Genomic DNA, 2342 nt, shown 5'->3' with positions numbered 1-2342 from the left:
TGGTCACGGCCGGGGACCGACTGATGGTCATCGTCCCCGATGACGGCAAGCTCGATGTCGAGGCAGAGATCACCAATAGGGATATTGGTTTCGTGAGCGAGGGCCAAAAAGTGCAGGTGAAGGTGGCAGCGTTCAAATTCACGCGCTACGGCCTTGTACCGGGGCATGTGGTCTCGATCAGCCGGACCAGCATGGCCGATGATCTGAAAACGGTCGATGCGCTGAACGATCCCGATGGACATGGCAGGGCGGGCAAGGCGACCGGCGCGGGTTCGGAGACCGATCTCGATGGGGGAGAGGGCAGCGGCTACGTTGCGCGGATTGCGCTCGATCGCCAGGAGATCGAGACAGAGGTGGGAACAGCCCGGCTCAGGGCCGGTATGGCTGTGACGGCGGGGATCGTCACAGGAAAACGACGCGTTATCTCCTACATCCTCTCGCCCATCCAGCGATACGTCCATAACGCAGGGAGGGAAAGGTGATGAGATTATGGTCGCAGATTCGTCCGTACCGCACATATGAAAAGTTCGGCACTTGGGGACCGATCATTCGGAAAATCGGAATTGATATTGTAACAAAGAGAAGTCGTAATCTCTTTTTTTTTGTATTCGCTTTATCGGCTTCGTTGTCGTCAACGGCTTATTCATCTCATGCTTACACAGAAAAGATGTATCAAATGACAGAAAAACAATTGGGAACGGCACTCCGCAACGATATTGTTCAACAATTTCATACACGCATCGCTGAAAAGCGCCTGAATTACAAGGTAAGGGGAAATGATATAACGCCAACCGTATTGAAATACTTGCCTATCGGCATTTCTTTCAAAAAAGCGGAGGAAATTCTCAGATCAGCTGGCTTCGATGTATCGCCTGAGCCACCTTTGAATCCGCCCGGCAATCGTCCTGACCGTTTCGATGTTTTCGCTCAATCCTACGATCTTCTTCCGCCTACAAATTCAGGTTTCAAGACGTGGGTTTACGTCATATTGCGCCCCAAAATTCCCGGCGAATACGATTATGTTTACGGGATAATTTCCTCAATCGTGCCTGAATCTCTTTAAGGAGACAGTAAAATGCCAAATGAAAGCATTGCAATTGTATACAAACCAATCACAAGTCCTCTTGGTGATGTCGCCTACCATGAGACTTTGATATATACGAGAGCCGATGGGAGTATGGAGTATGCATTTGCTACTCCGTCATCTCCCGCCAGTGATTCGGCAGCGATGAAAGCTCTGGATCTCGTGGATACGGAGGCTGCCGTTGCCGTCGGAGCGTCTTCCCCCCTTGGAACTTTGGTAAAACAGTCAGGATCTATTGACGCAAGTAACACTTCAGAAATTTTAGGTTCATCAAATGCGCCTTGGCATCAGGAGGAGGTTGCTTCTGGGAGTGATTTAAGTTCGCAATGGAATACTATTGAAAGTACATTTAGTAATATTCAGTCAGCAAATATTCAATATGGCGCGCTAACACAAAACTCCAACTCTTCTGCGGCTACGGCACTTGATGCCGCTGGCATATCTGAGCCGCAGGACGCAGGCTGGTTCGAGAAGTATTTTACACCTGGAATAGGAAATATTTTCTCTTTACCAGGAGTAAATGGAAGTGATGATGAAAAAATAGATAGTAATGATTCAGGACTTATAAAAATAGATTATATGAACGGCAGGGGTGATGTAAAAGGGTCACTAATCATACAGAATGATGGTTCTTCGGACTCGGTGATAAAAACTATCAACAGTGATGGATCAACGGCCGATAGCACAAAATATTCCTATGATGCATCCGGCAATATAACGAACCAAGCTATTACAGACTCATCCGGAAACAATGTCGATATATCAGAACCAAACGGAGTAAGTAGTTCCGATCCTCTGGGCTATACAGACCAGAACGGAAATATCGAATCATCTGCAATTAATGTGATTGTCAATATTGGCAATGACATTAATTTTTTCGCAGAAGGATCAGGCCAGAATATCACGGACGGTAATGGCGGCACGATCACTCTGTCTGGAGCGAATGGCGACACACTCAATCCCGGCAGCAATGTCACGCTGAACGTTAATCCGTTCTCGGACAACAACACGTTCAACATGGAAGGCACGGGAGACGTCGTGAATGTCGGCGGCTCGAGCGAGAACTTCACCGGCTCGATCTGGGGAGCGAGCAAGGAGACGTTCAATTTCGGTGACAATGTCGGCAATGACACGCTGAACGGCAATGACGATACGGTGACGATGGGATCGGATACCGCCACGTCCCTTACAGGCACCGGCGATACGGTGACCAGCGGAGATGGTGGCTCTCTGAATCTTAGCAACGCCGATAACGACG

Annotated in this window: 3 protein-coding genes; all 3 read left to right on the top strand. The window is 48.7% G+C overall.

What is annotated here, in order from left to right:
• On the top strand, window positions 1-482 hold a 482-nt coding region (locus F3J08_RS16740; protein WP_166931884.1), incomplete at its 5' end, for an HlyD family efflux transporter periplasmic adaptor subunit.
• Window positions 482-1063, top strand: coding sequence for a hypothetical protein (locus tag F3J08_RS16735; RefSeq protein WP_166931881.1), 582 nt, complete (start codon window positions 482-484; stop codon window positions 1061-1063). The genes F3J08_RS16740 and F3J08_RS16735, both read left to right, overlap by 1 nt.
• 12 nt (window positions 1064-1075) lie before the next feature.
• Window positions 1076-2342 (top strand): hypothetical protein (locus F3J08_RS16730; RefSeq protein WP_205207141.1); only part of this gene is annotated, 1267 nt, incomplete at its 3' end.

Origin of the sequence: Asaia sp. As-1742, assembly GCF_011753235.1 — a bacterium.
In the GTDB taxonomy this organism is placed as follows: Bacteria; Pseudomonadota; Alphaproteobacteria; order Acetobacterales; family Acetobacteraceae; genus Asaia; species Asaia bogorensis_B.
The sequence above is the reverse complement of the archived record's forward strand: the minus strand, read 5'-3'. Positions and strand labels throughout refer to the sequence as shown.

Coding starts and splice junctions, on each gene's coding strand:
- F3J08_RS16735 (WP_166931881.1), top strand. CDS start 482: ATGAGATTATGGTCGCAGATTCGTCCGTACCGCACATATGAAAAGTTC.